Raw genomic sequence first — 5193 nt, 5'->3', positions numbered from 1 at the left:
GGGCCAGGATGCCCGGCAGCGCACGCTCACGAGCGACCTCGGTACGGTGCGCGAGAACGGCCCGCCACTTCACGTCCGCCCAGGGGGCGACGTCGACGCGCGTGGTCACGTACCGGTCCGGCACCGCCGCCACGGTCTTGCCGACTCCTCGCATCAGCGGGCCGAGGAGGCCCACGCCCGACTCCGGATGCGTGGCCGCGTACAGCGCGGCGGGCTGCCAGGGGTCGCCCGCTTCGGGATACCGGTGGGCGAGCCCGGCGGCCTCGACGGCGAGCAGGGCGATCTGGTGGGCGCGAAGGTGATCCGGGTGACCGGTCAGCTGGCCCAAGGCGTCGTGTCCGACGACGAGGTCGGGCTTGAACGCACGGATGTGGGCCACCAGCCGTCCGACCGCGTCGTCGAGCGGCGCGTCGACCAGCCGCTCCGGGTGCGGGGAGGACTCGGGGTTGCGGGCGTCCCGGTAGCCGAGCAGCAGAGGCGCGCCGGCACCGAGGACGGAGAGGGCCTCGGCGAGTTCCCGCGCCCGGGCCGTGTCCTCGCTCCAGGTCGCGGTAACCACCGCGGTGCGGGCACCCGCGGCGTGCTGCCGGGCGAGCACGCCGCCGGCGAGCAGGGACTCGTCGTCCGGGTGCGCGAACACACCCAGCAGTGAGGGAGGTGGTGAGGGGGGCATCGCATGGGCCCTTCGTCGAGGGGCGAGGGGTGGACGGACCGGGAGGACTGTCCGGCGTCCCGGTCGTACCGGTCAGGCCGTCCCTGACCCCTGGCCGGCGGGCGCGGGCGGCAGGAACTTCTCCGCCTTGGCGGCCAGGTGACCGCGGAGGAAGACCGCGGCGTCGTCGGGCCGCATCCGCCGGAGCGCGACCAGTGCGGTGACGACCACGTCGGCGACCTCGGCGTGGACGTCCTCCCAGTCGTGGCTGTCCCCCTTGCGCGGGTTGGTCCCGCGCGCGCCGATCACGGCCTGGGACGCCTCACCGGTCTCCTCGGAGATCTTCAGGACCTGCAGCGTCCACTGCTCCTCGGCGGTGAGACCGCGGCCCTGGTCGTGGTCGTCGAAGCGGCGGGCGAGCGCCTCGACGGTGCGCCACACGAACTGCTCCATGACGGGTGATCTCCTTCAGGGTGGCTGCCGGACGGCGGGCGGCGTGAGGATGCGCCGGTGTCAGTCGGGTCGGTGGGCGCGCAGGAGGGTGCAGCGGGTCCGGTCGTTCGCGTCGGGGGCGGCGAGGATCTCGACCTGATCGACGATCAACCCGTGGTCGGTGAGCAGCGACCGCCAGCGGGAGGGCGTGAGCACCCACATCTCGACCGGGCGGGGACCGAGGTCCGCCAGGTGCAGCGTCTCGGGCCGGGCGGCCACCGTGTCCCACGGGCCGTCGCCGGCGGTGTTGGTGTGGAGCACGGAGAAGGCCAGCCGCCCGCCGGGAGCGAGCGCCGAGGTGAGCACCGGGAGGACCCGGTGGGGATCCAGGAAGGCGAGACCGTGGGCGGAGAGGACGACGTCGTACGGCTCGGCCTCGCCGAGATGGGTCGCGGCCTCCGCGTGGACCAGCCGCAGCCCGGGTGTTCCACCGAAGCGGGCGACGGCGCGTCGGTGCTGGGAGCGGGCCCCTTCGACCGCGTCGACGCGGGCGCCCCCGCGCGCCAGGAACGCCGCGTACCGTCCCATGCCGGAACACAGGTCGAGCACCCGCCGGCCCGTCAGGTCACCGAGGATCTCCTCGCCGGGACCGACGCCCTCCCAGTATCCCCAGTACAGGCTGCCGGGCTCGGGGATCTCCGTGCCCCGGGAGCGGTGGTGGTCGCCGTAGTCGTTCCACAGATCGAGGTTCCGTCGTTCCGGCTCCGACGGACGCGACGGACGCGACGGACGCGACGGAGCCGGACCGGACCGGTCGGCATGGGCGGACTCCACAGGTCGCTCCCTTCCATGACGGACAGGCGTGCACCGGGTACAACGACGCGACCCCCTCCGTCGAACACATGTCTTTCGGACGGAGTGAGCGCCCCGCGCCTGAGCGGTTCACCGAAGGGGTGGGGCACACGGACCCTTGCGGTACCGGGTGCCGCCGATACGGAGCGATGGCCGAAACGCCGAGGGTGCAGCCCCGCGACCCGCCCGCGCCGGCCCGCCCGCGGCGCAGATGTGCCCGCGCCGCGCCGACCGCCCGCGCAGTGCCGCCCCGGCCGGACCTGCCCGAACGAGCCTTCGGAAACAGGTGGCGGCGTGCGCGGCACGGCGCTACCGTCGTACCCATGGGATCTCTGTGACAGCCTCCGCACGCCACGGCGTCTGAGCTCTGCTCCGCCGTTGGCCCGTGCTGCCCGCCTCCATTTCCCGGACTCCAGATCTCGGCATGCCGAGAGGCGAGGGGCTGCTCATGCGCGCGTCACTCTCATCCCAACTCTCCCTGCACGGCGTCACCCGTCGGTACGACGACCGCACCGTGCTCGATCAGGTCTCCTTCTCGCTCGCCCCGGGCGAGAAGGCCGGCATCGTCGGCGACAACGGGGCCGGCAAGTCCACCCTGCTGCGGCTGCTGGCAGGGGCGGAGAACCCGGACGCCGGGGAGGTCACGGTCGTGGCCCCCGGCGGCGTCGGGTACCTGCCGCAGGCCCTCACCCTGCCGCCCGGGGCGACCGTCCAGGACGCGGTGGACCTCGCCCTGGCCGAACTCCGTTCCATGGAAGCCCGGTTGCGCCGGGAAGAGGCCACGATGGCTGCCCTTCCTCCCGGCCCCGAGCTCGACGCGGCGCTGGCGGCCTATGCCGGCCTCAGGGCCCGGTACGAGGCCCGCGAGGGCTACGACGCCGACGTGCGGGTGAACGTGGCCCTCGACGACCTGGGGCTGCCGCGGCTGGACCGCGCGCGCCCGCTGGACACCCTGTCCGGCGGTGAGCGGTCACGGCTGACGCTGGCCGCCACCCTGGCGTCGCAGCCCGAACTGCTGCTGCTCGACGAGCCGACCAACGACCTGGACGACCGGGCGGTGGCCCGGCTGGAGGAGCGCCTGCGCCGCCACCGCGGCACGGTGGTGGCGGTCACCCACGACCGGGTGTTCCTGGAACGGCTGACCTCCACGGTGCTGGAGGTGGCGGAGGGCCAGGTCACCCGGCACGGCCACGGCTACGCCGGGTACCTGGCCGCCAAGGCGGCCGAGCGCAGGCGCCGGCAGCAGCGGTACGACGAGTGGCGGGAGGAACTGGCCCGTGCCAGGCGGCTGGCGGCGACGGGCGCCGCCCGGCTGGACGCGATCCCTCGGAAGATGGAGAAGGCCATCTTCGGCGCCGCCGCCTTCCGCGCCCGCGGACGCTCCCACGGCGCGATGGGCCGCATCCGCAACGCCAAGGAGCGGATGGAACGGCTCACCGCCTCGCCGGTCGCGCCACCGCCGGAGCCGCTGTCCCTGCGGGCGCGCCTCGCCACCGCGTGCGGTACCGAGGCCGATCCCGGGCCCGCCGCCGAGCTGTGCGACGTCACGGTGGACGGGCGGCTGCGGCTGCCGGAACTGCGGATCGAACCGGGCGAACGGCTGCTGGTCACCGGACCCAACGGCGCCGGGAAGAGCACCCTGTTGCGGGTGATCGCCGGTGAACTCGAGGCCGACTCCGGCACCGTGACGACGACCGGAACGGTCGGGCACCTGCGGCAGGAGGAGGCGCCGTGGCCCCCCACCGCCACCACCCTGGCCGCCTTCGCGCACGGCCGGCCGGGCGACCGGGAGGAGCACGCCGACCGGCTGCTGTCCCTGGGACTGTTCGAACCGTCGGCCCTGCGGCTGCGAGTGGCCGAACTGTCCTACGGGCAGCGGCGGCGGATCGAACTGGCCCGGCTGGTCGCCGAGCCGGTCGACCTGCTGCTGCTCGACGAACCGACCAACCACCTCTCTCCCGCCCTGGTGGAAGAACTGGAGGAGGCCCTGGCCGACTACGCAGGAGCGGTCGTCCTGGTGACCCACGACCGGCGCATGCGCGAGCGCTTCACCGGCTCCCGGATGGAACTGGACGGCGGCGAGGTGCGCCTGCTCGACCGCCCTGTGGCGTGCCGATGACGCGGAACCGGCCGGGCCCGCGCGCCCGGCCCGACTCCCGGTAGGCAGGCTCCCCGGCCCGGCAGCGGGTCGGGGAGCCACGGCCTCAGGTCGCGCGAACCGGACGGAGCTCGCGGGAGGTTGGCGTGAAACCCCTTTGCCCAATGGTCAAGAAACGTTGACCATTGCCGGTATGCCTTCCGACGACCTGCCCGAGACGTTCCACGTCACCACGGACGAACAACTGCGCGCCGTCTCCAACCTCACGCGCCACCGGATCATGGCCGTGCTCCGCTTCGAGCCGGCCACCATCACACAGATCGCCGAGCGGGTGGGCCTCGCGAAAGGGAGCTCCAGCTATCACGTGCGGCTGCTGGAGCGGGCCGGCCTGGTGAAGGTGGTGCGGACCCGGAAGGTCCGGGGCGTCACCGAGCGGTACTACGCCATGGCGGCCCGGACGTTCGCGCTGCCCGACCCGGGCGAGGGAGCGCCGGACGTGCTGATGCGGCACGCGGTGGCGGACCTGGAAGCGGCGCCCGCGGACAGTGACCGGCAGGTGCGGATGACGCACCTGCGTCTCGACGAGAAGCAGTTCGCGGAGCTGGGCGCCCGGCTGCAGGCACTCGCGGACGAATACCGGGAGCTCTCCGACCCGTCGCTGCCGGACGCGTCCTTCGCGTTCGCCCTGTTCCGCCCGGCAACCCGCGCCCAGACCGAGGGGGACGCCAAGTGACGTCGGACGTCAAGAAGTTGCCGACCGGGTTCGGGCGGCTGTGGACCGCACAGACGGTGTCCTCGCTCGGTGACGGTGTGTCGCACGCCGCGCTGCCCCTGCTCGCCCTGACGCTGACCCACGACCCCATGGCACTCGCCGTCGTCACGGCCGCGGGGACGCTTCCGTGGCTGCTCTTCGGGGTGCTCGGCGGTGCGCTGGTGGACCGCTGGGACCGCCGGCGCACGATGTGGGTCGCGGACGCGGTGCGTGCGGTACTGCTCGCCGTCCCGGCGGCGGCGGCCGCGCTGGACGTGCTGAGCATTCCGCTGCTCGCGGCCGCCGCCTTCCTGCTCGGCCTCGGCGGACTCTTCTTCGACACCGCCGCCACCGCCTACCTGCCGGACCTCCTCGGCCGCGACCCCGCCCTCCTGGAGCGGGCCAACT

Annotated in this window: 6 protein-coding genes; 3 read left to right on the top strand and 3 right to left on the bottom strand. The window is 73.8% G+C overall.

What is annotated here, in order from left to right:
- From ACOV8S_RS23300 to ACOV8S_RS23290, 3 genes are all read right to left on the bottom strand, one after another.
- Positions 1–673 (bottom strand): PIG-L family deacetylase (locus ACOV8S_RS23300; RefSeq protein WP_448320000.1); only part of this gene is annotated, 673 nt, incomplete at its 3' end.
- A gap of 72 nt (positions 674–745) precedes the next feature.
- Positions 746–1105 (bottom strand): MazG-like family protein, encoded by a 360-nt coding sequence (locus ACOV8S_RS23295; protein ID WP_448319999.1) that lies wholly within the window; start codon positions 1103–1105, stop codon positions 746–748.
- A gap of 60 nt (positions 1106–1165) precedes the next feature.
- Positions 1166–1918: a class I SAM-dependent methyltransferase gene (locus tag ACOV8S_RS23290; RefSeq protein ID WP_448319998.1), complete on the bottom strand. Its 753-nt coding sequence runs from the start codon at positions 1916–1918 to the stop codon at positions 1166–1168.
- A gap of 466 nt (positions 1919–2384) precedes the next feature.
- Here ACOV8S_RS23290 and ACOV8S_RS23285 point away from each other — a divergent pair, with 466 nt between their 5' ends.
- The 3 genes from ACOV8S_RS23285 to ACOV8S_RS23275 form a co-directional block, all read left to right on the top strand.
- Entirely contained in the window at positions 2385–4055 is a 1671-nt protein-coding gene (locus tag ACOV8S_RS23285) for a TlrC/CarA/OleB/SrmB family ABC-F type ribosomal protection protein (protein ID WP_448319996.1), read from the top strand.
- 172 nt (positions 4056–4227) lie between these two features.
- Positions 4228–4767: an ArsR/SmtB family transcription factor gene (locus ACOV8S_RS23280; RefSeq protein WP_448319995.1), complete on the top strand. Its 540-nt coding sequence runs from the start codon at positions 4228–4230 to the stop codon at positions 4765–4767.
- Positions 4764–5193 (top strand): MFS transporter (locus ACOV8S_RS23275; RefSeq protein WP_448319994.1); only part of this gene is annotated, 430 nt, incomplete at its 3' end. The genes ACOV8S_RS23280 and ACOV8S_RS23275, both read left to right, overlap by 4 nt.

The sequence above is a fragment of the Streptomyces sp. CO7 genome, from assembly GCF_053474865.1.
The sequence above is the reverse complement of the archived record's forward strand: the minus strand, read 5'-3'. Positions and strand labels throughout refer to the sequence as shown.

Excerpts from the sequence above, each read along its gene's own strand:
- ACOV8S_RS23295 (WP_448319999.1), bottom strand. The coding sequence starts at position 1,105 with ATGGAGCAGTTCGTGTGGCGCACCGTCGAGGCGCTCGCCCGCCGCTTC.
- ACOV8S_RS23285 (WP_448319996.1), top strand. The coding sequence starts at position 2,385 with ATGCGCGCGTCACTCTCATCCCAACTCTCCCTGCACGGCGTCACCCGT.
- ACOV8S_RS23280 (WP_448319995.1), top strand. The coding sequence starts at position 4,228 with ATGCCTTCCGACGACCTGCCCGAGACGTTCCACGTCACCACGGACGAA.